This is a genomic window from Fulvivirga kasyanovii (assembly GCF_009711405.1).
Classification (GTDB): Bacteria; Bacteroidota; Bacteroidia; order Cytophagales; family Cyclobacteriaceae; genus Fulvivirga; species Fulvivirga kasyanovii.
This window is the reverse complement of the sequence record NZ_SMLW01000582.1, coordinates 1-23,108: the sequence shown is the minus strand read 5'-3', so window position 1 is coordinate 23,108 and position 23,108 is coordinate 1. Positions and strand designations below refer to the sequence as shown.

At 42.7% G+C, this 23,108-nt stretch carries 21 protein-coding genes; 7 read left to right on the top strand and 14 right to left on the bottom strand.

Annotation, left to right across the window (positions count from 1 at the left end):
* From glmM to E1163_RS16120, 3 genes are all read left to right on the top strand, one after another.
* The coding region (gene glmM / locus E1163_RS16130) for a phosphoglucosamine mutase (protein WP_155173488.1) at window positions 1-1,293 on the top strand (1,293 nt) is incomplete at its 5' end.
* A 7-nt stretch (window positions 1,294-1,300) separates the two neighbouring features.
* Entirely contained in the window at window positions 1,301-2,443 is a 1,143-nt protein-coding gene (locus E1163_RS16125) for a cysteine desulfurase family protein (protein ID WP_155173487.1), read from the top strand.
* Window position 2,444: 1 nt separating this feature from the next.
* Window positions 2,445-3,389: a polysaccharide deacetylase family protein gene (locus E1163_RS16120; protein ID WP_155173486.1), complete on the top strand. Its 945-nt coding sequence runs from the start codon at window positions 2,445-2,447 to the stop codon at window positions 3,387-3,389.
* Between the two features lie 43 nt (window positions 3,390-3,432).
* On the opposite strand, the gene E1163_RS16115 is transcribed toward E1163_RS16120, so the two are convergent.
* The 6 genes from E1163_RS16115 to E1163_RS16090 form a co-directional block, all read right to left on the bottom strand.
* Window positions 3,433-4,392, bottom strand: a complete 960-nt coding sequence (locus tag E1163_RS16115; RefSeq protein ID WP_155173485.1) for an XdhC family protein — start codon at window positions 4,390-4,392, stop codon at window positions 3,433-3,435.
* A complete protein-coding gene (locus E1163_RS16110; RefSeq protein ID WP_155173484.1) occupies window positions 4,392-4,889 on the bottom strand; it encodes a hypothetical protein in 498 nt (165 codons plus the stop codon). Before E1163_RS16110 ends, E1163_RS16115 begins: the two co-directional genes overlap by 1 nt.
* Entirely contained in the window at window positions 4,867-7,143 is a 2,277-nt protein-coding gene (locus E1163_RS16105; RefSeq protein ID WP_155173483.1) for a xanthine dehydrogenase molybdopterin binding subunit, read from the bottom strand. The genes E1163_RS16110 and E1163_RS16105 overlap by 23 nt, the downstream gene beginning before the upstream one ends.
* Entirely contained in the window at window positions 7,140-8,549 is a 1,410-nt protein-coding gene (locus tag E1163_RS16100) for an FAD binding domain-containing protein (protein WP_155173482.1), read from the bottom strand. Before E1163_RS16100 ends, E1163_RS16105 begins: the two co-directional genes overlap by 4 nt.
* 9 nt (window positions 8,550-8,558) lie before the next feature.
* Window positions 8,559-9,038 (bottom strand): nucleoside deaminase, encoded by a 480-nt coding sequence (locus tag E1163_RS16095; RefSeq protein ID WP_221418012.1) that lies wholly within the window; start codon window positions 9,036-9,038, stop codon window positions 8,559-8,561.
* A gap of 206 nt (window positions 9,039-9,244) precedes the next feature.
* Window positions 9,245-9,499, bottom strand: a complete 255-nt coding sequence (locus E1163_RS16090; RefSeq protein ID WP_155173481.1) for an HTH domain-containing protein — start codon at window positions 9,497-9,499, stop codon at window positions 9,245-9,247.
* Between the two features lie 492 nt (window positions 9,500-9,991).
* Between E1163_RS16090 and E1163_RS16085 the strand changes: the two genes are divergently transcribed.
* Window positions 9,992-10,390, top strand: a complete 399-nt coding sequence (locus E1163_RS16085) for a bZIP transcription factor (protein ID WP_155173480.1) — start codon at window positions 9,992-9,994, stop codon at window positions 10,388-10,390.
* A 293-nt stretch (window positions 10,391-10,683) separates the two neighbouring features.
* Here the strand turns inward: E1163_RS16085 and hemH are convergent, their stop codons facing one another.
* The 4 genes from hemH to E1163_RS16065 are packed head-to-tail and all read right to left on the bottom strand — an operon-like array spanning window position 10,684 to window position 16,145.
* A complete protein-coding gene (hemH, locus tag E1163_RS16080; RefSeq protein WP_155173479.1) occupies window positions 10,684-11,703 on the bottom strand; it encodes a ferrochelatase in 1,020 nt (339 codons plus the stop codon).
* Between the two features lie 50 nt (window positions 11,704-11,753).
* Window positions 11,754-12,365 (bottom strand): VTT domain-containing protein, encoded by a 612-nt coding sequence (locus E1163_RS16075; RefSeq protein WP_155173478.1) that lies wholly within the window; start codon window positions 12,363-12,365, stop codon window positions 11,754-11,756.
* Window positions 12,328-13,494, bottom strand: a complete 1,167-nt coding sequence (locus E1163_RS16070) for a hypothetical protein (protein WP_185156110.1) — start codon at window positions 13,492-13,494, stop codon at window positions 12,328-12,330. The genes E1163_RS16075 and E1163_RS16070 overlap by 38 nt, the downstream gene beginning before the upstream one ends.
* Before the next feature lie 20 nt (window positions 13,495-13,514).
* Window positions 13,515-16,145, bottom strand: coding sequence for a PAS domain S-box protein (locus E1163_RS16065; RefSeq protein ID WP_185156108.1), 2,631 nt, complete (start codon window positions 16,143-16,145; stop codon window positions 13,515-13,517).
* A gap of 160 nt (window positions 16,146-16,305) precedes the next feature.
* Here E1163_RS16065 and E1163_RS16060 point away from each other — a divergent pair, with 160 nt between their 5' ends.
* From E1163_RS16060 to E1163_RS16050, 3 genes are read left to right on the top strand one after another with little or no spacing between them, the layout of a single operon-like run.
* The gene (locus tag E1163_RS16060) at window positions 16,306-17,520 is read left to right on the top strand and encodes a bifunctional alpha/beta hydrolase/OsmC family protein (RefSeq protein WP_155173475.1); all 1,215 of its coding nucleotides are present in this window, start codon (window positions 16,306-16,308) and stop codon (window positions 17,518-17,520) included.
* Window positions 17,521-17,552: 32 nt separating this feature from the next.
* Complete coding sequence (locus E1163_RS16055) at window positions 17,553-18,410, top strand: YdeI/OmpD-associated family protein (RefSeq protein WP_155173474.1); 858 nt, start codon at window positions 17,553-17,555, stop codon at window positions 18,408-18,410.
* Entirely contained in the window at window positions 18,407-19,069 is a 663-nt protein-coding gene (locus E1163_RS16050; RefSeq protein WP_155173473.1) for a DNA alkylation repair protein, read from the top strand. Before E1163_RS16055 ends, E1163_RS16050 begins: the two co-directional genes overlap by 4 nt.
* 4 nt (window positions 19,070-19,073) lie before the next feature.
* On the opposite strand, the gene E1163_RS16045 is transcribed toward E1163_RS16050, so the two are convergent.
* From E1163_RS16045 to atpA, 4 genes are all read right to left on the bottom strand, one after another.
* On the bottom strand, window positions 19,074-19,700 hold the full coding sequence (locus E1163_RS16045) for a class I SAM-dependent methyltransferase (RefSeq protein WP_155173472.1): 627 nt from the start codon (window positions 19,698-19,700) through the stop codon (window positions 19,074-19,076).
* Window positions 19,701-19,718: 18 nt separating this feature from the next.
* Window positions 19,719-20,531 (bottom strand): hypothetical protein, encoded by an 813-nt coding sequence (locus tag E1163_RS16040; protein WP_155173471.1) that lies wholly within the window; start codon window positions 20,529-20,531, stop codon window positions 19,719-19,721.
* A gap of 75 nt (window positions 20,532-20,606) precedes the next feature.
* Entirely contained in the window at window positions 20,607-21,485 is an 879-nt protein-coding gene (gene atpG / locus E1163_RS16035; RefSeq protein WP_155173470.1) for an ATP synthase F1 subunit gamma, read from the bottom strand.
* A 67-nt stretch (window positions 21,486-21,552) separates the two neighbouring features.
* Window positions 21,553-23,108, bottom strand: a 1,556-nt coding sequence (gene atpA / locus E1163_RS16030) for a F0F1 ATP synthase subunit alpha (protein ID WP_155173469.1), incomplete at its 5' end; no start/stop codon positions are given.

Sequence of the window (23,108 nt, the reverse complement as noted above, 5' to 3'; positions counted from 1 at the left end):
TTTGGTACGTGGGCGCAAAAGAAGACGGGGAAATCAAAAATTGTTATTGGCAGGGATGCGCGTATTTCAGGAGAAATGGCAAGCAACCTGGTTACAAATACCCTTATTGGATTAGGATTGGATGTGGTAGACCTTGGGTTATCAACCACTCCAACAGTGGAGATAGCAGTGCCTGATGAAGATGCTGCTGGCGGTATCATTTTAACGGCAAGCCACAATCCTGTTCAATGGAACGCCCTAAAATTGTTAAACGATAAAGGCGAATTTATTTCAGCAGAAGATGGTGCTGAGGTACTTAAAATTGCTGAAAAGGATAACTACAAATTTGCTGAGGTTTTAGCACTGGGCTCTTATAAAAAGGACGACTCCTATATTGATAAACATATTGATAAGATACTGGCGCTGCCACTTGTTGATGTTGAAGCTATCAAAGCGAAGAATTTTAAAATTGCCATAGACTGTGTAAACTCAACAGGAGGAATTTCAGTACCTCGATTACTTAAGGCACTGGGCGTGGAGCACATACAAGAGTTTTACTGTGAGCCAACAGGCCACTTCCCGCATAACCCTGAGCCTCTTCCTGAAAACCTGAACCATATTTGCAGGGAAATTGAAAAAGGAAAATTTGATTTAGGTATTGTTGTGGACCCTGATGTAGATCGTCTGGCCCTTATTCAGGAAGATGGAAACCCGTTTGGTGAGGAGTACACGCTCGTAGCCGTTGCGGATTACGTACTTTCCAATACCACAGGTAACACGGTCTCCAACTTGTCTTCTTCCGTAGCCTTAAAATTAGTTACTGAGAAAAAAGGAGGCTCTTACAGCGCGGCTGCCGTGGGAGAAGTCAATGTGGTTACGGAGATGAAAAAGACCAAGGCTGTAATCGGCGGTGAAGGCAACGGTGGTATCATTTATCCTGAGCTACACTACGGCCGCGACGCTCTGGTAGGTATCGCACTTTTCCTGTCGCACCTTGCAAAATCTGACAAAAGGGCTTCACGGCTAAGGGCATCATACCCTAACTTCCATATTTCCAAAAACAAAATTGAACTTACTCCTGAAATCAATGTTGATGATATATTGAAGGAGATACAGAAAAAATACTCTTCTCAAAAAGTTAACACTATTGATGGTGTTAAAATTGAGTTTGGTAATGAATGGGTACACCTGAGAAAATCAAACACTGAACCTATAATCAGGATCTATTCAGAGTCTGATTCCGAAGCTACAGCCGAACACCTGGCCAACAAGCTGATCTCAGATATAAAAGACATCATTACCGCTAAAGTATAAAAGCCTTATGAACGTTTATCTTGACAACGCTGCCACTACTCCTCTGGATCCGGAAGTGTTTGAGGCTATGAAGCCTTTTCTAACCGAAAACTATGGCAATCCCTCATCCATCCACTCGCATGGAAGAAAAGTGAGATCAGCCATTGAATACGCCAGAAAGCAGGTAGCAGAACTTCTTAATGCCTCTACAGGTGAGATATTTTTCACTTCAGGAGGTACGGAAGCTGATAACACCATCATCTGCTGTGGTGTAGAGTCTTACGGTCTAACTCATGCTGTCACCTCCCGAATTGAGCACCATGCCGTATTACACACCATGGAAAACCTCGAAAAGCAGGGAAAAATAAAGCTGAGTTACGTTGAGCTTGACGAAAAGGGTCATATTATCCCGGACCACCTGGAAGAGTTGCTTAAAAACAATCCGCGTTCCATGGTATCGCTCATGCATGCCAACAATGAAATCGGTAATATCAATGACCTGGATCTGATCAGCTCAATCTGTCGTAGGTATGACGCTATTTTCCATTCGGATACGGTACAGACTGTTGGTCACTACAAGCATGACTTAAAGGCATTGGATATTCAAAGTATTACAGGAGCAGCCCATAAATTCCACGGCCCTAAAGGAGCAGGCTTTTTATACGTAAGAAAAGATAGCAAGATCACCCCATATATACATGGTGGTGCACAGGAAAGGAACATGCGCGGAGGTACAGAAAACGTGTATGGCATCATAGGCCTGGCCAAGGCTTTGGAAATTGCCTATCGCGACATGGAAGACCACCAGAAATATATCCAGGGCTTGAAAGACAGAATGATAGCCAGACTCAAAGAAAGCATCGAAGGTGTAGGATTTAATGGTGACTCTGCAGATGCAGAAAGAAGCCTTTATACCGTATTAAATGTTTGCCTGCCTCAATCAAATGACAATGACATGCTGTTGTTTACATTGGACATCAATGGAATATCAGCATCTGGAGGTAGTGCCTGTTCAAGTGGGGCGAGCACAGGTTCGCACGTACTTACAGGTATTAAAGCAGATCCCACACGTGGAGCAGTAAGGTTTTCCTTTAGCAAATACAACAAGCCTGAGGAAATTGACTACACGGTAGAGAAGCTGTCAGAATTTTACAAACAAGTTGAGGCCTGATATGCTTAAAAACTTCCTTTCTGTTATATGTTGTGCATTGGTGACTGTCTCTGTATGGGGGCAAGGCTCCAAACAAATGGTGATTACAGTTGATGACCTGCCTTATATAACCAACAAGGAAGACACACTTCAGCACATTTACATCAATGAAAATATAGTCCGCCAACTTGTAGATTATAAGGTACCGGCCATTGGTTTTGTCAATGAGTCCAAGCTGTTCGTTGATGGCAGGCTTTCTGACCCCGAGGTAAAGAATATTGATCTTTGGGCCAGCAAAGGGCTGGAGCTAGGCAATCACACTTACTCGCATTTTGATTATAACCGACTGACGGCACGAGAGTTTTTTAGTGAAATAAAAAAAGGAGAACGGATAACCAAGAGCATCCTGACCAACTATGGCCAGCGGATGCAATATTTCCGACATCCTTTTCTCCACCGGGGAGATACTCCCGAAAAAGTCGATTCCCTAGCCAGCTATCTGCAAAGCAACGGCTACATCGAAGCTCCTGTTACTATTGATAACTCAGAATATATTTTTGCCAGCGCTTACCGAAAAGCTGCGGCAGCAGCGGACGAGGCCATGAAAAAGAAAGTTGCAGAAAGCTACCTGTCATACATGGTTGAAAAAACGAAGTACTATGAGCTAATCTCCGATAAAATGTTTGAAAGAAACATTCCTCAGATCCTGCTTATACATGATAACCTGCTAAATGCCGATTACCTCTCCAAACTTCTTGATCTCTTTAAAGCAGAAGGCTACGAGTTTATCTCATTGGGAGAGGCTTTGAAGGATGAAGCTTACCAAAGTGAGGACAAGTATGCAGGCAAAGGTGGCATCACCTGGCTGCACCGGTGGGCAATAACTCAAAAAAGGCCCCCGGAATTTTATCAGGGAGAACCAAAATGCCCTGAATTCGTGCAGGAGTATGTGGGAATAAGTGAATGAGTATATAATTAATTATGGCATGATGCTGATTAAACAGATTCGGTTATCCTGCCCCATTCTTAACCCCAATTATCTCTGCGGCAATGCTAACCGCTATTTCATCCGGGGTTTTGCTTTTGATCTGCACTCCGATGGGAGAACGAACATTTGCCAACTGCTTCTCGGTTACACCTTCTTTCCTTAGCTCTTGATACAGTGTCCTTACCTTTTCTTCACTACCCATCATGCCCAGGTATTTAAATTTTTTATCTATCAAACGCTTTAGTACTATTTTGTCCGTTCTGTATCCAAAGCTGGCTATGACCACGTAGATATCCTCTCCCTCCGGTATATGGTTTTCGATTTGATGGTAATCAACAATCGCTGCTTTATGTGCATGCTCGTTTTGCTCCACCGTATTTAAATCTTCCCGGTCATCCATCACTATTACATAAAACCCCAGGTTTCTCATCAACCGGGACAACGCAAGTCCAACATGTCCCCCTCCAATGATGTAGACAGTGTTTTTAAAGCCAATTTGCTCCTTATAACTCCATTGGGTTTCACTATTAAACATGTAATCATACTGACCGGTCAACATTTGCCCTGATGAAAATTCTGCTCCTTGCTCAGTCAATAGAAGTACTCCTTTCTCATTTTCCTCAAAGCCATTCAGAAGTTGCTCTATCCACCCGACATCACCTTCGTGCAGGTAGTAAAAAGCTATGGTTTGCTCTCCCGAACATATCATTCCTGATTTGTCACGTGCCTCTGCCCGATGTACCTGGTGTTTAATAAAGGGTTCAAAAGGATCATTATCGTCCTGCAGCAGTGATCTTGACAGCTCTACCAGCTTGTGTTCCATAATGCCGCCACCGATTGAGCCAGCCATCTCACCTCCGGGGCCAACGATCATTTTGAAGCCCTGACGGCCGGGGCTGCTACCGGTACTGTCAAGCACATAAAGCAGTACAGCTTTTTTGTGTTCTGTTAACAGGTGATATGTACGATGCCAGAAATCCATCAGTTAAACCAGACTGTACTCATAGCATAGTAAATAGCCATTAAGGCTGAGAATATAGCACTCGCCATAAACCTCCACCTGAGGTTTATTTTATTTTGAATCAGATAGTTGGCTATGAATGAGATCGGGATATTCACCAAAAAGGAGTAAAAGGCAATATTGATCAGTACATAGAAAGAGATCTGTTGCCAGGGCATCATCGATATTTTGATGAAGAACAGGTGCCGAGCTATCCATAGCGGGTTAAAATATAGCAGTGCCAGCAATGTTTTCACCATACTTTTCCTTACTCCTTTATAGGTCGCTGCCTTGCTATCTATCCATTTGAAATAATTTGGAATCTCCAATGCATATAAAGTAGCTCCCACAGCTACCATCATGAGCAACCTGGTGATACTGAACTCATTGAGCAATAATGCGGCAATGGTGTCACCCGTGCAGTAGATCAGGCCTCCCCGTATGATATTTGACCTTTTATACTCCAGGGACAGATACATTGGTTCTTTCGTATAGTGCAGTAAGCACTTTCTCAGGCGTAAATGGTGCATCGAACTTCAACTGATAATCTGGGTTGTAGACCTTAACAGCATTCTGAATAGCAAAGTAAGCTCCCAAGCCATACATCAGTGGTGGCTCACCTACAGCCTTGGATTTCTTAATAGCCATTTCATGACCATCACTTTCCAATGCCTCCACTTGTATTTCTTTAGGCACGGAATAAATGTCCGGTATTTTATAGGTTGACAGGGCATTCGAAAGCAATTTTCCTTCTTTGCTATACTTCAGCTCCTCCATGGTCATCCACCCTATTCCCTGCACCAGCCCGCCTTCAATCTGACCTAAGTCTATACTTTCATTCATGCTTTTACCAAAATCATGAACAAGCTTCACGGCATCAAACTCATAAGTACCTCTAATGCAATCAACCGTTACAACGAATATGGCGGTTCCATAAACATGGTAAGCAAAGGGATGGCCTTTCTCTTTGGTTTTATCAAAGTGGATTACTGGCGTGGCATAATGACCGTTTTCCGTCAGGCAAACCCGGTCTAAAAATGCCGCTTGCACGAGTTGTTCCCAACTGAGCTCTGACGGTTCACTTTTGCAATAAACCCTGTCATCGTGAAGTGAAATATGGGCAACATCCGTTTTCAACACTTTGGCAGCCGTCTGCTTTAATCTTTCCAGAAGCTTATCGCAAGCTATTTGAAGTGCCTTGCCATTCAGGTCGGCAGTTGAACTTGCTGCAGAAGGGGAAGTATTGGCTACTCTGGTGGTATTGGTAGTTTCCAGCTTTACTTTACACGGATCAATCGAAAAAGCATTGGCAGCTACCTGCAGCATTTTAGTATTCACCCCCTGGCCCATTTCCACGGCTCCGGTACTGACACCCACACTTCCATCGCTATAAATATGCACCAAGGCACGGGCATTGTTCATTGCGGTATTTGTAAATGAAATACCGAAGCAAACGGGTTGTAATGCCATGCCCTTTTTCAGGTGCTTATGATTGGCATTAAACGCTTCGATTTCTTCTTTAAGCGCTTCCAGATCAAATTTATCGCATACCTTTGCCCAGGTACTGTGGGCCTCAGCATGCTCCACTATTTGCCCGTAAGGAAATTCATCGCCGTCTTTTAATAAATTCTGCTGCTGGATTTCATGTGCTGCTACTCCCAATTCTTTAGCAGCTTTGGCAATGGCAGACTCAATAACAAACATACCTTGCGGACCACCAAAACCTCTGAATGCAGTATTGGGAGGAAGGTGTGTTTTGCAGCTATACGCCGTGGCAGTAACATTGGGGATGTAATAACTATTGGTGGCATGAAAAAGCGTGCGCTCCATTACTGCCGGGGAAAGATCTGCCGCGGCTCCTGCATTTTGATAAAAGGCCACTTCATAAGCGCATATTTTAAGGTCTTTGTTCAGGCCAATTTTAAAATCAGACTTGTAAGGATGTCTTTTGCCTGTCATGCGCATATCATCCATACGGTGAAGCACTATTTTTACAGGCTTTTTTAACAGTGTAGCCGCCAGGGCAGCCATTACTCCCCACGCAGTTGCCTGATCTTCTTTGCCACCAAAGCCACCGCCTAGCCGGGTCACATCCACTTCTACTTTATGCATGGGAATCCCCAGCACTTTAGCCACTGTCCTTTGCACGGCCGTAGGACCTTGGGTGGATGAGGCAATCCTTACATTGCCATTCTCCATCTGATAGGCATATGCGCCCTGCGTTTCAATGTACAGGTGTTCTTGTCCTTCAGAATCGGCTGAACCTTCAAATACATAATCGCACTGCTCCCAGGCCTGCTCCACCTCTCCAAGCTTAAAAGTCCGGGGTGGGAATATTAAGCTCCCTTTGGCTTTGGCCTCCCTGGGATCTACAATGGGCGGCAGCTCATCAATATCAATCCTGATCAGTTTTCTGGCCTGCCTGGCAACGAATTCCGTCTCGGCAAGAATTAAAGCGATGGGCATACCCCAGAAATGGACTTCATCCTCAGCAAAAAGCGGCTCATCAGGAAATATTCCTCCAATCTGGTTCTCTCCGGGTATATCTTTGAACGTCAGGATCTTTACTACCCCTGGCAATTGCTCTGCCTCTGAATAATCAACTCTTTTTATTTTGCCATGAGCACAGGGTGCATCAAATATGTCTCCGTAAAGCGTGCCCACCCGCACCGGGATATCATCAAGGTAGATGGACTCTCCTCTTACATGGCCTTTTGAATCTATATTTTTCATACCAACACCTCCATTTCAAACTTTTCAGGGAATAATTCGATGAAGTGAGCAAAGAATAATTGCCTTAATAGCAAGGCCTTATAATCTTTACTTCCACGCACATCGCTGATGGGGGAAATATCTTCATTTAAACATTCAACAGCAGATCGTATATTTTCCGGTGTCAATGCTTTGCCTTGCAGGTAAGCACAGGTTTTGGTTAAATACAAAGGCGTGGGACCTACTCCTCCTGCAGAGGCATGAATGGCCTCAATATTACCATTATTTTCTTTGATACGTATGGCGGTATTAACACTGGCAATATCCAGGTATTTGCGCTTGCTTACTTTTTCAAAATTGAAATAGGTAGTGTCATCCAGCAAACTGAATTCAATGAACTCTACAATTTCGTCATGCCCCAGGTCTAACTTTTTATAGCCCAGGTAAAACTCCTGTAGCCTAACTTTTCTTGAAGCACCTCCTGTTTTACTTAGTGTAAGTACACTGTCGAGGGCCAGAAAAAATATTGTCAGGTCACCTATAGGAGATGCATTGACAAAGTTTCCGGCAATCGTGCCCATATTCCTGATCTGGGTCGATGATACCAGCTTCAGGTGTTTCTTCAGATTCGGAAAAAGGTGATTAAAGGCTTTCGAATCCATCAGATCACTTACCGTTACTTCTCCCCCTAGCCGGCACTGGCCGTCTTTGAGTGTAATATTGTTTAAAGCTGGCACATCATAAAAAGCATGCACATTGCCGGTAACCATATCGTCCGGCCGCTGCACATAAAGGTCGGTACCTCCACCAACCTTAGGCAAGCCTTCCTCATGCCCATTTGGTGACTGGTTTGCCAATTTTAAGACCATCAATTTCTTTGGGATTTCCAGGAAATACTTAGGAATAAACTTTTCATTCACTAACCAGCTAACAGGATCATTTACATCTTTTTCAGCTAACTTCTCAATCACCAGTGCAGTTGCCCTTTCAATAGATTTATAACCGGTACACCTACAGATATTGCCGTCAATAGCACTGATCCCATCGTTATATTCAGGCTCCTTTCCGGACATACAATATCCAGATAACGAAACAATGAAACCCGCCGTGCAAAAACCGCATTGTGTTCCTCCGGTTTCTACAAAAGCTTGCTGCACCGGACTAAGGGCCTCCATGTTGAGCCCTTCAATAGTTACCACATGTTTACCTCTGACATTGGCCAGCGGAGTTATGCAGGAGGTCATGGACTTATAATTTATCCTACCTTCTAACAGCTCTCCCACTAAAACCGTACACGCCCCGCAGTCTCCCTCTCTGCAGCCAATTTTAGTGCCGGTAAGGTGATTATCATACCGAATAAAATCCAGGAGCGTCATACCTCCCGGCTTATCTGTTCTTATCGCTTTGTCATTTAGAATAAACTCCATGGCTGTAGTTTAGTATTCCATTTTATCAGTACTCTCAGACCATTTCTGAAAAGCCACGATAGCTTCATCCCTTAGCATTTGCTCTGTAAACAGTTTTCTTTCTGATATGGGCCTTTCAAGCTCTTCGTAAATAAACTGATCATCAAAATTGATCTCAGCAGCATCGCTTTTGGTATTAGCATAGTATATTCTATCCGGACGTGCCCAATAGATAGCTCCCAGACACATCGGGCAAGGCTCACAGCTTGTATATATTTCACACCCGGCCAATTGAAAAGAGCCCAGGATTTCACAGGCCTTGCGAATAGCAACCACTTCAGCATGAGCCGTCGGGTCATTGGTAGAAGTCACCTGATTCGATCCTCGCGCTATTATCTTACCATCTTTTACAACAACAGCCCCAAACGGGCCGCCGTTCCCGGATTCCACGTTCTCAATAGAGAGCCTGATGGCCTCACGCATCATTTCATTTTTTTTCTCTTCGTCCATTATACTAAAATAAGAAATTTATGAAAGGTATAAGAAGGATTTCAGAGGTTACTCCGGTTATGAATAGCAATCATAACGGAGTTTCTGGACAAAGTAAATTCAAAATGATACTATTGTTACACGAATCTACAGCAGACAAAAGCACAAAATACTTATAGGCAATAAACTTTCAGTTTACCAGTTAAATTTAAGCTATGCACTATGCGTCATTTCTCCTGCTCTGTCTCTTGCCGCAAGGTGCTACTGACAAAGGTGGCTACAAACTCCACGTCATGTTCGTATATGTAGCTTTTTCTAATTCTTGAATAGGTAATAGGAGCCCCGTTGTCTTTCATCCATTTGAGGTAGTTAAAAACACTTCGTTTAGAGGTGCCCAGTTTTTTAGCCAGTTGCGCGGCATTACCTGTTGAGCCCTCGCGTATCTTAAGGTCAAGACGTTCAATTTTTTCAATAAAATTCATGGCAGTTTTAAAATAACTCATTATACATCTTGGGGCGCTCATAAGTGTGCAACTGCATGTTGCTTGGAAGTACAGGTTAGACCTTTGCCAGCCTAACCATAACGTGAGTTATTCTTTTCCTCACCATTGACAGCTATGATAGAGGTAAGGTTATTCGTGTACATATGTATTAAGTGTTTAGGTGTTTAATGCTTTTAAAAATCAGGCTAAACTTTTCAAACAAGGAGTACAAAATGGCTTTGCCCAGCCTGCCGAAAACCAACAAAACAGATAATCGATGGCACCAGAAAACGCTATAAACAGGTGCCGCAACAAAGGACAGGAGGGGGCAACTCCAGGCACGGATAATAAATATTACTGTTATACATATCTGATTTTGCGTACTTTTACAGCGCAAATGGCTTGCACCACCAAAACTTTATGCAATTTATTTGCATTGTAAATTTAAGATTTAGTCTAAAATAATTTGAAACACAAAGTAAACTCTATATTGTGAAGAATAAAAATATTATAGGAGAGAAAATTGCCTTCTATAGAAATGAATTACGACTAAAACGCCCCACCTTTATTGACAAACTGAATAAAATGCTAGGTAGTAAATATTCGCCTCAGGCATTATATTCCTGGGAAACAGGCAAGGCCATGCCCCCAGCCGACCTGCTTCCTCCGCTTTCCAAAATCCTTAACATCAGCATCTTGCAGTTATTTACGGATGCTGAAGTACAGCAAACTGATGAGCTTCTGGAGAAGATTGATCAGCTCACCGAAGAAAATGAAGAGCTAAAAAAGGAAGTTGATCAATTAAAGAAAGAAAATTATAAGCTGGAAGGTAAACTGGAGGCATCAAACACTATCTTACAGGACATGATTGAGAATTATAAAAAGAAATAACAGGCAAATGTAGATATACTGAACTTCTGAGGGAAACACCAACATTTCAAATCTGCGCTCAATAAACGCCTGTTGATAATAGTCGGTAAAAGCAATTGCCAAACTATGACAAAGGAGCAATAGATGCAGATCACTGGTTTCACTGATAAGCTTCGCGTTACAAGCTTATTTTTCCCCTACTGGTTCAGCTTGGTCTTCATGTTACTTACTCTGTGGGAAAAGCGCAGCAAAACAAGCTGCGCTCAATTTGATGGGTGTGTACTGAGTACTATACAGGAGCGACACCTAAGGTTTTACCGGTTCAGGACTAAATCCTTCAAACATTCTACCCATAACGGGTGATCATTGAGGCTTTCTACCAACTGCACCTTTTCACCTCCGTGTTCTTCAAATATCTCCTGGTATTCGTCACCTATTTCTATTATAGTCTCGAGACAATCGGCGGTAAATGCGGGTGAAAAAACGAGCAGTTTCTTTGCACCTTCTTTTGCTTTTTGTTCCACTACCTTATCAGAGAAAGGCTCCAGCCAGTTTTTATCCAGGCGTGACTGGAAGCATACTGTATACCTGCTTTCATCAATCCCCAGCTTCTCCGCCAGGAGACGCGTGGTAGCAAAACAGGTGGCTTTGTAGCAGTACTGGTTTTCTTCAGTGATAGCACTCTCACAATCATGCCCTTCGCATACGCCGCTGTCATAAACTTTATCCACCTGCCTTACCGGCAGGCCGTGGTATGAGAATAAAATGTGATCATAATCATCGAGATTGTATTTACCGGCACGGTCAAGAATAGCTTCAATAAACAGCGGATGGTCATAATACTGGCTGATGAACTTCACATCGGGAATAACCCACCATTTTTTTATCTCATCCATGACAGCTTCGAGGGCCGACCCGGTAGATGCCGAAGCATATTGCGGAAACATAGTGACCACTACAATTTTTTGATAATTGCGCTTTTTCATTTCCTCCAACACCGAAGGTATACTTGGATTTTTATACCTCATCGCCAAATGAACCGAATAGTCGTCTCCCAGCTCTTTATCCAACATCTTCTGTACTTTCTCGCTGTAATACAGCAAGGGTGACCCCTGATCTGTCCAAAGCTCCTTATAGATCTTGGCTGATTTCGGAGCCCTGAAAGGCACAATAATTAGGTTGACCAACATTTTCCTGAGTAGCCAGGGAATGTCAATCACGCGCGGATCATTCAAAAACTGGGAAAGGTAGGATCTAACATTTCCTACAGAAGGACTGTCAGGCGTGCCAAGATTTATAAGTAAAACACCGGTTTTTCCTTTAATTGAGTTCATAGGCCATTATAAAAAGCAAAGCGCAAAAGTAAAGGTTAAATGTGACTTGCTTAAATATTAGCCTGATAAATAACGGTCGAATATGCCGCAAACCTGATGAACCGTACGGAGGCAATGAGCAAGAACCTGTAAAAATTATAGCGTGTGGCACCCATTAGCATGCAAATAGCAGAAAATGGTACTGGTGTGATAGCCGCAACGATAATAAGAAAACCTCCATACCGGTTTAATGCATTTTGATACCTTTTGATATATCGCTGAAAGATACTCCTGACTGGACCGAGGTCTTTTAACCTGGCTCCCACAAAATAACCTAATACGCCGGCTAAATATGAAATCAAAGCCAGCAAGGCGACATTAAGTGCATAAATGTCAAACGCACCATTTTTAATAGACCAGATCATGAAGAGTTCAGGAGGAATAAGACCAAAAACCACTTCTGAAAAGATAAAAACTGTATAAACTATCAAAGGCCATCGGCCTATATAGTCCATAAAAGCATCAACGGCCGTATACTTCTGGAGCAGGATGTAAGACACAACAATTACAGTCAGAGCCATAAGCCCTTTCATCAGGTTCTTTAGAAAAAACCTGGATCTATAGTTGAACAGGCTCATAAAGGCTTTATTGAATCGGGCATCTTTTGAAGGGCTTGCTTTCATCAAACAATTTGCGATAGGTTATATGGGTTTTAACGATATCGCCCCCTACTTGTTCCACCACCCTGATCATCTTGGGATTAAAATCTCCGATCCAGTTCATCTCAAGATCATCATATCGCTGGTAGTCCTTTTGCACCATTTGAGCGGTGGCCATTACAAGTGCTCCCTCAAGCCCTTTCCCCTGATGCTCCGGAACTATACCGAATACAAGTCCGAGCATTTTATTGCAGCTCTTTGTCCATTTGTGGTATAAAAATTTGAGCTTGCCGATCAGGTCAAGCTTTCCGTTGACGTGCTTAAATATTTGGTTTACCTCCGGAAGATTGATATAAAAAGCTACAGGCTCTTCATTATAATAGCCATACCAGATAATCTTCTCATCAATGATAGGCTTCATCTGCTTGATCAGGTTTTTAGCCATCAGTGAAGACAACTCGGCTACACCTTTGTGCCTGGCCCAGGCTTTGTTGTATACAGTCCTGAAATCCTCAGTGTATTTATCAATTTTGCTAAGCTCCATATGCCTGAAAGTATAACCAGGCTCTTTCATAACCTTTTCCGCCTTCTCCATCAGCTTGGCAGAAAAAGGTGCCCTTACTTTGCGACCAAAAGTATATTGCTGAAAATAATCCTGAAAACCATAAGCTTCAAATAGATCCTTGTAATAAGGCAGGTTGTAGTTACAACAGTAATTAGGCTCAATGTTATACCCATCTACCAAAAGGCCCCACCATTTATCGCGCTCTCCAAAGTTGACAGGACCATCCATGGCCTCCATTCCTTTGCTCTCCAACCATGTTTTACACTGATCAAAAAGCTTGAATGCTGCTTCTTTATCATTGATACACTCGAAAAAGCCCATACCTCCGGTAGGCTGGTCATTACCCTTATCCACCGTTTTTTTATTGATGAAGGCAGCTACGCGGCCTATGGTTTCACCTTTTTCGTTCTCCAGTATCCAGCGGATACATTCCCCATGTCGGAAGGTTTTATTCTTCTCCGGATCAAAAACAGTTTCTATATCCTTGTCCAATGGCCTTATCCAATTGGGCTCATTTTTATAAAGCTTTACCGGAAACTGGACAAATTTTTTAGCTAGCGGTTTAGAGTTTACCTCAACAATCTTCATCATTTCGCAATAATAAGAGATTATTTCTCATTTTCGCGCTCTAACCATGCTTCTTTACAGTTGGGAATGATGATATCGAAAGAGGTTCCTATCTGGGGTTTGCTCTCTACTCTGATTTTACCTCCGAGTTTTTCGATGGCATTTTTGACAATATAGAGTCCTATACCTGAGCCTTCCGAATATTCGGTAGCACGGTAGAACATTTCAAACACTTTCGGCAAGGTGTTCTTTTCTATACCTATGCCGTTGTCCTTAAACTTAATGTGTGCCAATTTTTCAGTAACCTTTATATCAATCTTCACATACGGATTGTCTATATCCGGGTTGAGGTACTTAATCGCATTTGAGATCAGGTTTCTGAATATCTCGTTTATACGCCACCGGTCACTATAGAAGGTCATGGAGGAGATGTTGGTTTTTATGTTAACCTTGTGGGCATTAGGCAGATAGCTTAAGTCCGTAAAACAATTCTCCACTACCTTCTCAAAATTAATGGGATCCACCGTAATAGCCAGTTTCAGGTTTTTGGAGTGGCTAAGTACATCATTGATAAAATGATCCAACTGCTTGACCCGGTTTTCTATAAGTCCAATATACTGTAGCAGGTCGTCATCGTTGTCCTGATGCTGGGCTAAGTTTACAAGTCCCAATATGGAAGACAACGGGGCGCGAAGATCATGCGAAACTTTGTAGACAAAATTATCAAGTTCATTATTCCTGACCTGCAACTCATTTTCGGCCTTTGTTCTGGCAGATATGTCTACATAAATACCATAAATACCGATGGTTTTGTTATCCAGGGTAACGGGCACGCCATAAATAATCACAGGTACGAGGTTGCCATTTTTGTGAGTACGATGCGATTCCAGCATACCTACTTTTCCACTTACTGTGAGTAAGTTTATATCTATAGCTTCCTGGTGAAGGTCTTGCGGCACCAAAATATTGTTGAGTTGATTGCCAATGATATCTTTTGCCGAATAACCAAACATATCTTTGAAGCCCTGGTTCATCTGGATCACCCTGTGCTTCTCGTCAAGCAGAACTATACCCAGTGGGGAGTTTTCAAACAATTGAGTAAACAACTGCTCATTGCGCTGGATCAATAGTTGAGAACTTTTCTTTTCATTAATATCAAGATAAGTCCCTGAGGCCTTGGTTACTTTGCCGTTTTCATCTCTCTGCACGGCTCTTCCTTTGTCCAGTATCCACCGGTAACTTCCTCCTTTAGTCCTGAAACGATATTCTGCCTCAAAATATTCCGTTTCACCTTTAAGGTGCTCTGTCAATTTTGCCTTAACAAAAGGAAGGTCCTCCGGGTGTATGAGTTTTCCCCAGTCATCAAACTGCAACTCCAGTTCATGGTGGTCATAGCCATATTTAGCAGCCCACGCTTTGTTAAAAATGGTTTTCTTGTCTTTCAAATCCCACTCCCAAAGGCCTAGCTCAGCACCTTGCAGAGCAAGCTGTAAGCGCTCTTCAGATATTTTATACCTCTTTTCTACCTCCTTTTTCTCCGTGATATCCAGTAGCAATCCATAACGGATAATGCTTCCATCCTTTTGCCTGGTAGGGCTTGATTTACCCTCAATCCATCGTTCTCTGCCTTCCACAAGAATGCGACCTTCCCACTGCCACTCACTGCCGGAGTCACCGGATGTACTTAAAAAACCTTCCAGATCATCCGGGTGGATCAGTTTATTAAGCAGGCTTGCATCTTTCATAATCTCCTCAGGTGAAAACCCAAACATCTCATTACACCCCTGGCTTATGTATTTAAATCTGGCCGAACTGTCTGCCTGCTCTTCAAATTCATAAATCACCCCTGGCAGCCCAAGCGTTAACATTTGAAACTTAAGGTGTGTATCCGTCAGTATTTCCTCAGCTTGCTTCTGAAAGGTTATATCCGAAAGCACCATTACGACCTCTTCAACCTCGCCAAACTCATCCTTGGTTGGGAAAACATGTCCCTTTACATATTTGGGTTGCCTCAGGCCAAGCCGGCGGATAGAAGCAGTATCATAAGGGTTATAGGCAAAAGGTGGTATTTCCGTAGCTTCTCCTGAGAAGGCCTTTTCAAGAAATGGCGTAAGGCCAAGCTCTTCAAGTTGCTCATCCTCAAAAATATTGTAATACTTAATTACCACATCACTCATGCCCTTGGTAGCACCCCAAAGGTTACTATAGGCCTTGTTGAAATATTTAGGCGTGCCATCTGGCCGGTAAATTGCCGTAGCAATTGGCGATTCCGCTATCAGAGGCTTGAATTTGCTCGGTCGCTCCGATAATTCAGTTTCCCTGAGGATAACCATGCAGCCATTACCGTCAACTTCTGAAAGGCTAACAGGCGAAAAGCTGGGCACTACATATGTTGAAGATATTTTATTGGAAATTGTGTAGCTTTTTTTTGCTACAGACGGCTTGGCAGCCATTGCCTTCTGAGCCAGCATTTTAAAATATGCATCATCAAAAACAGGGGCAATGCTACCCAGTTCTTTACTTATGGCTATTTCTTTTTTAACACCTAACAACTCATAACACCGCCTGTTCCAAGCCACCACACGAAAGTTGTTATCAAATATAAAGATCGCTTCGGCATTCCCCTCTATGAATTCATTTAGCAATAAACGATCAGTGTTTAATTCATTCATAATCATTGTAAAGACAACCAGTCAACTCCGCAAGATAATGTTTTCCTAAGTAGATTCCATGTGCTTGTAATAAAATTGCACTTCTCGCAAGAATTTGTAAGCATACTGACATCGTTGCGAAGCCATATTTTGTAAATTAATGGTAAAATGCATCGTTGATATGAATTCCAAACAAGTACACTTTGAAAATGCCAGGGGCCAGCAACTTTCTGCACGTATCGAATTACCGGTAAGTGGCAAACCAGCAGCTTACGCCATATTTGCACATTGCTTTACCTGCTCAAAAAACCTCTCTGCAGTAGTAAATATCAGCAGGGCGCTGACTATAAACAAAATTGCTGTTTTGAGATTTGACTTTACAGGCCTCGGCGAAAGTGAAGGTGAATTTTCCGAAACCAACTTTTCTTCAAATATCAGCGATCTGGTAGCTGCCGCAGAATATTTATCAAACCATTATGAAGCACCTAAAATACTTATAGGTCACTCCCTTGGCGGGGCGGCAGCACTGGCATCAGCTCCGGCAATGGCAAGTGTAAAGGCTGTTATCACTATCGGGGCACCTGCAAACCCCCAGCATTTGAAAAAGCTCTTTATAGAAAGCATTGAGGAGATCAAAGCAAAAGGAGAAGCCACTGTGTCCATTGGAGGACGAGATTTCAGGGTAAAAGAACAGTTGTTGAATGACCTGCAGGAGGCAGACCTCGACAAAGGTATCGGCCAGTTAAAAAAAGCTTTGTTGATTATGCATTCCCCCCAGGATAACATTGTTAGTATTGACAACGCTCAGAAAATATACGAAAATGCCCGACACCCCAAGAGCTTTATTACACTCGATGGTGCTGATCATCTGATATCCAAAAAAGAAGATTCTGTTTATACCGGAAACGTAATTGCTACATGGGCTGCCAGATACATTGACCTAAGCGTAGAGGAACCTCTATCCACCGATAAGCAAGTAGTTTGCAGAACAGGCGACGACGGGTACACTACACAAATACAGGCCGGCGATCATCCATTACTGGCAGATGAGCCTACTTCGGTTGGTGGCAAAAACCTTGGCCCCACCCCTTACGATCTGTTAGTTGCCGGACTGGGAGCATGCACCGGCATGACTCTCCGCATGTATGCAGATCGAAAGAAGTGGCCATTGGATGAGGTACGGGTTCACCTCCAACATAGCAAAGTGCACGAGCAAGACTGTGAAAATTGTGATGATGAAAATGCAAAGCTCGACCAGGTGACCCGGGAGATAGAACTCTTTGGAGACCTGACCGATGAACAAAAAGAAAGGTTGATCGAGATTGCCAATAAGTGCCCGGTACACAAAACTTTACACGCCGGTGTACAGGTAAAAACAAAACTTATGTCCAATTAAATGGCTGAGTTTATATTCTTGACCTTCAAATTATGTCTGAACTAACTAAAAAGCTGAAGTACCAGCAAAATGCACAAACACTCATTCTCGATTTGCCCAATGAGGTAGATATTGATATTCCTCACGACAGCACGGTAAAATCGTCTAGTTATGAATTAATAATTGTTTTTGTACAAGTTCAGGCAGATATCGCCCTCAAAGTCCCTGATGCTATCAAAGTATGCACCCCCGATACAGTCTTTTGGGTAGCTTATCCCAAAAAAAGTTCGATCATAAAAACTGATATTACCAGGGATCGCGGGTGGGATGTATTCACTACCCTGGGTTACCGGCCAGTATCGCAAATCAGCATCAACGATACCTGGTCTGCCCTCAGGTTTAAACCCGCTGCACTAGTAAAAACGAGTACTCAGGCGAAAACACAAACCTTTGAGGTAATCATACAAGGCGCAACCAATAACTCCGGTGGCGCATGGGTACAAATACCTTTTGACATGGAGAAAACTTTTGGCACAAAAGGCCAGGTGAAAGTAAAAGCCACTTTTGACGGGCAACCTTATCAGGGGTCTATAGCTAATATGGGTAGTGGCCCTATTCTCATCGTAAAAAAGGATATAAGAAGCGCTATCGGCAAGAGTATAGGGGACAAGGTTCTGGTAACGGTGGAAGAAGACCAAACAGAACGAAAAATAGACCTACCGGTAGAGTTAGCAGAGCTTTTAAAGCAAAACACAGAGGCCAAAGTATTTTACGACAGCTTGTCTTATACGAACCGAAAAGAATATGCACAATGGATTTCCTCTGCAAAACGCGAAGATACCAGAAACAAAAGACTAACCGAAACACTTTACAGGCTTAACAATGGCATCAAAAACCCATTTGTGAAATGACATATGCCCATCAGTTAAGAGACTACTTTAAACCGTACGCTGATAAATCAAAGGCCTTAGTCATGAAGCAATACCTTCGTGGAAACTTTGAGTTTTTCGGCATCCAGACTCCCCTCCGCCGTGAGCTTACACGAGGCTTTTTAAAGAGCCATGGACTTCCGCCTATTTCGGATTTACACCAGATAGTTGTTGAACTATGGGAAGCACCAGAACGAGAATTACAACTAACGGCAATGGATATATGTGAAAAACTGGCAAAAAAGGCGAATGAAGATCACATACTCACCTTAGAATATATGCTGACCCATAAACAGTGGTGGGATACTGTTGACCTGACGGCTGCCAATCTTGCCGGAAAATATTTCAGGCTCTATGCCGAAAAAATTGATCTCTTTATTCCTAAATGGCAGCGTTCAGATGACTTTTGGTTAAACCGGTCAGCTATTCTTTTCCAATTAAAATATAAAGAGGAGACCAATACGGAGCTATTGGCTGAAACCATTTTACCCCATATGGCTTCTAAGGAATTTTTTATTCAAAAGGCAATTGGCTGGGCCTTGAGAGAATACTCTAAGACAAACCCCGAGTGGGTAAGGAAATTTATTCAAAATAACCGGCTAGCTAGCCTGAGTATAAGAGAAGGCAGCAAATACCTATAATTAATTAGGATTCCGTTCTCTTATACACGTCGCTCCTAATCATACCGAAATAAAAATATTTTTGTTTTACCGCCCTATAACCCTCTTCTGACAGATACGCTTCAAAATTAAACAGCCGATTCCCCTCCAGACCCGCTGTAACTTTAAAGAAGAGGTACATAAGCTTAATCAGGGCATTCTGCCACCATATCCCTGTCTTGACAAAATCTGTCAACAGCCACACGCCGTCTTTATCAACCAATGAGGATATCTGTTGTACAACTTTGCCTAGCTCATCCTGTGTAAAAACATCAAGAAAAAAGTTGGTCATCACTACATCAAACCTATCCATGCCAAAGGCAGCCCGGTGAGTATCCTGTATAAAATCTACCTCTATAAATTTGAAGGGCAATCTTTTCCTGGCGCGGCTCATCATGGCGGATGACGGCTCGATATAAGTCACCTTTAGCGGTAGCTCCAGTCTGTCCAATTCTTCAAGAATAAAGCCGGTTCCCCCACCCAGAATTAACACTTTACCATCATCAGGTATGGAATCCAACCAAACAGACTGGGCCTTTTGAATAGATTTCCCAAACACCATTCCGGCCAGTGAATCATAAATAAATGCCACGGAATTGAAATTGCTCGCCATTGTAAAGTATGCCGTTACTTAAACCAGTAATACGAAAAGCGGTAGAACGAAAACTGCATCTCCGACCAAACGATATAGTGAGGCCTTAGCGAAAAACTGTCTGTAGAATACGATACTACCCAATAAAATAACCATTAAGAGCAAAACTAATTCCAGAACGAAAAAGTGGTTTATACCCAGGAGTGCCAGGCATAACAGGATTTGGAAAACAACTATAAGCTTGAGCAGCACAATTGCACGGTCAACACCGAGTATGCGCACCAGCGATGGTGAATAATCTCTTTCATCGGAATCCGTTTCATAGATGGCAAATGCGACCAGGTTTGTGAACGCCAGCATTGCAAATTGAATAAACACCACAATCACTTGAAAAGTATCTGTACCATCGGAAATACTCACAGCCGGAAGTAAGACACCACCCGCATATAAAACAGCAATCGTAATTTCTTTATGATAAGAGGACTTAAGTTTTAACAAGTAGAGCAGCAGAAAATACCCTAACACCAAACATGATAATGCCACTCCCCATACCAAAGTTTGAAGAGGAATAATAAATACGAAAAATGCAGCTATCAGAAGTATCATTACACAAACCATGGTAAGCACATTGAAATTCCTTTGATGAAACCGGTGCCTTTCCGTACTGGCTTCATGAGGAATATTTCTGGCATCGTTCAGGTGATCAAAAGTATAAATCAGCCATACGCACATGCCCAATAGTAGCACTGTACCCCAGTGTAGGTTTACTCCTAAAAAATCGCCCAGAAACGTGGAGCAGACACAGACCCCTGCAACTACATCAAGACTTAATATATTGAAGTATCTGTACAATTAGCTAAGTGGGGATAAAATGAAAAGAGCGAACCTGTTACGATTCGCTCTTATAAAATCTATATTGTATTCATATTAACCGAGGGCCTCAGCACCTGCTACAATCTCAAGGATCTCCTTGGTAATAGCTGCCTGACGCGTTCTGTTGTATGTCAATCTCAGCTCTTTCAAAAGCTCTCCTGCATTATCGGTTGCCTGATCCATCGCTGTCATCCTGGCTCCATGTTCTGCAGCATTACTGTCCAGTATAGCTTTATAAACCTGTATCTTCAATGATTTAGGGATCAGATCTTTTACGATCTCCTCTCTTGAAGGCTGGTAAATATAATCCACCTGATACTTATTATCTCCACTTTTTTCGGGAGGAAGCACAGGTAAGTATTGCTCTACCCTCATGATTTGAGTAGCTACGTTCTTAAATTCGTTGTAAACGAGATCCACCCTGTCGTATTTGCCTTCTACGAAACGCTCCATAGCATACTCAGAAGCTTCCACACTTTTCTCGAAAGACACGGGAGAGAACATATCCCAGTAATCAGTAATTACATTATAATCTCTTTTTACAAAATAATCACGAGCCTTTTTACCAATAGCCAGTATAGTAACATTACCCTTGTTGAACTGAGCCTGATAATTCTCTTTGATATGTCTGTTAACCGCTTTAAAAACGTTACTGTTAAAAGCTCCACACAACCCCTTATCAGATGTTACCACCATGATAAGCACCTTCTCAATAGCTCTTACTTCCGAAAACTGGCTCTCTTCGCTTTCACCTCCCTGAGACGAAAGGTTTTGAAGCATCGTGGTCAGCTTTTCAGCATAAGGCCTCATTTGAGTAATGTTGTCCTGAGCTCTTCTCAGCTTAGCCGCCGCCACCATCTTCATGGCCTTGGTGATCTGCTGAGTAGATGTAACAGACTGAATTCTTCCTTTTACCTCTTTTAAATTCGCCATTTTGTCGAATCAAGTTTTAGTATTGCCAGATCAGTTTTACCCGACCTGGCAATTCTTTTATATTTTATTAGTGAGCGTATTCTTTTGCAAGATCCTTAGCCACTTTAGCCAGGGTATCAGTAGTGCTGTCTTCAAGCTTTCCAGCTCTTAGCGAATCAAGCACATCCTTATGCTTATTTCTTAGCATGTCAAGGAAGTTACGCTCAAATTCCCTTACCTTATCTACAGGCACATCATCAATCATACCTTTTGTAGATACGTAGATAATAGCCACTTGCTCTTCAACAGGAACGGGCGAATATTGAGCTTGCTTAAGAATCTCAAGGTTTCTTCTACCTCTCTCGATAGTAAGTTTGGTTGCTGCGTCAAGGTCAGATCCGAATTTCGCAAATGCCTCAAGTTCACGGAACTGCGCCTGGTCAAGTTTTAAGGTACCTGCTACCTTCTTCATTGACTTGATCTGTGCACTACCACCTACTCTTGATACAGAGATACCTACGTTAATTGCAGGCCTGATACCAGAGTTGAAAAGGTTAGTTTCCAGGAATATCTGTCCGTCAGTAATTGAAATAACGTTGGTAGGAATATAAGCCGAAACGTCACCAGCCTGAGTTTCAATGATAGGAAGTGCCGTCAATGAACCTCCTCCTTTTACTCTTCCTTTAAGGGATTCCGGCAGATCGTTCATTGCCTGTGCAATACTATCGTTCTGACTAATCTTAGCAGCTCTTTCCAACAACCTTGAGTGTAAGTAGAATACATCTCCAGGATAAGCCTCACGACCCGGAGGTCTTCTTAGAAGAAGGGAAACCTCACGGTAAGCAACAGCCTGCTTTGACAAGTCGTCATAAATTACGAGTGCAGGTCTACCAGTATCTCTAAAGAACTCACCAATAGCAGCACCGGTAAACGGAGCAAAGAATTGCATAGGTGCAGGATCGGCAGCAGATGCAGAAACTACAACACTATAATCCATGGCGCCGGCTTTCTCTAAAGCGGAAACAACACCCGCAACGGTTGATGCCTTCTGACCTACAGCAACATAGATACAGAATACAGGCTCACCTCTTTCGTAGAATTCTTTTTGGTTGATAATGGTATCAATGGCCACAGCAGTTTTACCTGTCTGACGGTCACCAATGATCAACTCCCTTTGTCCTCTACCGATCGGGATCATCGAGTCAATAGCTTTGATACCAGTCTGTAAAGGCTCATTTACCGGCTGTCTGTAAATTACACCGGGAGCTTTACGCTCCAAAGGCATCTCGAACGTTTCTCCTTCGATAGGGCCTTTACCGTCGATAGGGTTACCCAGAGTATCCACTACCCGGCCTACCATACCGTCACCTACGTTAATAGAAGCAATCCTTCCTGTTCTCTTAACAGTGTCTCCTTCTTTAATATCTTTGTAATCTCCCAAGAGTACAGCACCAACATTGTCTTCTTCAAGGTTAAGTACCAATGCTCTCAGGCCATTTTCAAACTCTAGAAGTTCACCTGATTGTGCTTTTGACAAACCATAGATACGGGCAACACCGTCACCTACTTCTAGTACCGTACCTACTTCTTCGAGCTCGGCTTCGGTCTTAGCACCGGAAAGTTGCTCTCTTAATATCGCTGAAA